This window comes from Moorena sp. SIO3I6 (assembly GCF_010672095.1).
This window is the reverse complement of record NZ_JAAHHU010000646.1, coordinates 1-2528: the sequence shown is the minus strand read 5'-3', so window position 1 is coordinate 2528 and position 2528 is coordinate 1. Positions and strand designations below refer to the sequence as shown.

2 protein-coding genes are annotated in these 2528 nt (G+C 42.4%); both read left to right on the top strand.

Annotated elements, in window-relative coordinates; genetic code table 11:
• Positions 1-493, top strand: a 493-nt coding sequence (locus F6K49_RS40815) for a hypothetical protein (protein ID WP_293106656.1), incomplete at its 5' end; no start/stop codon positions are given.
• Positions 494-696: 203 nt separating this feature from the next.
• Complete coding sequence (locus F6K49_RS40810) at positions 697-2289, top strand: DEAD/DEAH box helicase (protein WP_293106652.1); 1593 nt, start codon at positions 697-699, stop codon at positions 2287-2289.
• Positions 2290-2528: the final 239 nt, after the last annotated feature.

Sequence of the window (2528 nt, the reverse complement as noted above, 5' to 3'; positions counted from 1 at the left end):
TGATTCTGGTTGCGACCTTAATTCTAAATATGATGGCTTTGAAAAACAAATTTCTCGGGAACACTTATACCTCAGATTAACTTCCCTAAGAATGGAGTTAAGAGCTGAACTATTTTGCGACAAATACAAGACAAGTAAGCAGGCGCACATGACGGAAGTTAAATTTTTCTTTCGAGTCATAAAGCTTATTACTGGGTCTCAAACTCTTGATCAATTAACTCCTTGGATAAAAAATATGGGGTGCTTACGTGCTCCTGAATTCTTGAGTAGTGAGGGCTTGCGAGCAATGGTCGAATTGTATGAATTAGGAATTAAAATCCTAAAAGTAGAAGACGACATTTTTCGTGGATTAGAAATAGCTGTTACCGACAAAAATCTTCAAATAACTGACAAAGAGAAGTATCAAAGGGTGCGCGTTACACTAGGCTATAATTCGCAACATAATAGCCCACTTTCCGAATGGATAATTAAAAGAAAGATCATTTTTGATTAAGTTTTCTAAGTGGAAGCGTTAGCTTTATAGGTTTAAGTAGGTGGGCGTAATTAAGTGTAAAATAGTAATTGAAATTCAAAATGATTAAACCCCTATAAATAAAGGATTTTAGCTTCATTTTTGAATTTTGAGTTTTAACCTTTATTTATGCCCACCTACTTAATTTAAATGCAAATTACAACAACCTAATCCAAGTGATAATTATGACATCCTCTGATTTTGTTCAACAACCATTTTCTTCTGATCTTGGCAATGGATACAGATTGCGTGATTATCAAGAATCTCTAGTTTTTGATATCTTTTTTGAATGGAAAAAAGGGAGCCGACGAGTGATGGCACAACTGCCGACAGGTGGTGGAAAAACTTGTGTTTTGTCCGCCATTGCAAACTACTTCACCCAACAAAATCTCAAAGTCCTCGCGATTGCACACCGCAAAGAACTCATCGAACAACTTAGTCAGAAACTTCAAGAAATTACCGGGATGCCTGTCGGCTGCATCAAAGCAGGTCTCCCTCTAGAACCGCAGCATAGCATTCAGGTGGCTTCAATTCAGACTTTGGTGCGCCGAAAGCCTTATCCAGGAGCGGACTTAATCATAATTGACGAAGCTCACCACGCTGCCTCAAAGTCTTATACAGACACGATGGCAGCTTATCCGAATGCACATATCGTCGGTTTTACTGCTACACCTACTCGGACCGACGGGCAGGGGTTTTTGCAACTGTTTGATGTACTAGTTAAGGGAGTTACTACATCCCACCTGATCGAACACGGTTACCTTTCTAAGTTCAAGGTTTTTGGTGCTATTGCTATAAATACCAAAGGGTTGAAAGCTAGTGTTAACGAAGACTATAACCAAGGGGAATTAGAAAAGCGCGCTATGGCAGTCGTTGGAGACGTTGTCCCGGCTTGGAAGAAACACGCCCTTGGGAAAAAGACCATTGTTTTTGCTGTCGGCGTCAAGCATTCTCAAGCCATTGCAGCAGCATTTAATAACGAGGGTATTACGGCTGAACATCTGGATGGCAAAACTCCTGCTGGGAAACGGGAAGAGGCTTTGGAACGTTTTAGGAACGGACAAACTACTGTTTTATCTAACTGTGGGTTATTCGGCGAAGGAGTAGATATACCTAGTATTGAAGCTGTCCAGATATGTCGTCCAACTGTGTCAAAGATTGTTCACTTTCAACAGATAGGAAGGGCACTAAGACCTTCCCCTGGGAAAACCCATGCCGTGATAATAGACCATAGCGAGAATTGGCGCTATCACGGGCTTCCAGACACCCACGTCGAATGGTCTCTTGAACCAATCTCAATTCCCAACAACGAGTATGCAACCAAGTGTTCTTGCTGCGGTCACTGTTTTCTCCCTTTCCCCCATGAGCTAAAAACTCCCATCAGGTTAGACAAAGACAAGGACGGGAATTTAACCCCCATTTATCACATCACTTGCCCTAGCTGTTTGACCACTTTGGAGTACATCAAAGGAGCAGGGGCGGCGATAGAACCGGACGAGGAAGCAGGTGGAGAAAAGGAACAGCTAGAAGGCTTGATGATGGAAATCGTCTTAGAGGCAAATCCTGAGTACATCAAGGAAATCGACCAAGCGATCGCGAAACAAACGAAAAATGGCTATAAGCGGGGGTGGGTCTTTCACCATCTATTGAAGGAATTCAGTGGTTCCCAGTTTAGTGTTGGGGATTGGCGCTACGCAGCCCATCAGCTTGGGTACGATTTAGGTTGGGCAAATTATGCATGGCGAGACTCTCAAGTCTTTACCAGTAGAGAGTTTTAAGTTGGACAAGGATTGATGTCGTCTTTTTTGTTATTTTTGCTGACAACGACGAAAAAATGACGTAGAATACAGAAAGCGGGCAAGGGTAGTTATCTCAAAACCCCTCGCCCGCTGTGACTTCAAAAGAAATCAACTAAACTCACCCTCTATTTTAGAATGAATACCGCAACTAACAAAAGTGGTACGGTCGTACCATCCGAACCCAAGCAACTGATTCAGATCAAGTGCCGAATTCCCCA

Coding starts and splice junctions, on each gene's coding strand:
- F6K49_RS40810 (WP_293106652.1), top strand. CDS start 697: ATGACATCCTCTGATTTTGTTCAACAACCATTTTCTTCTGATCTTGGC.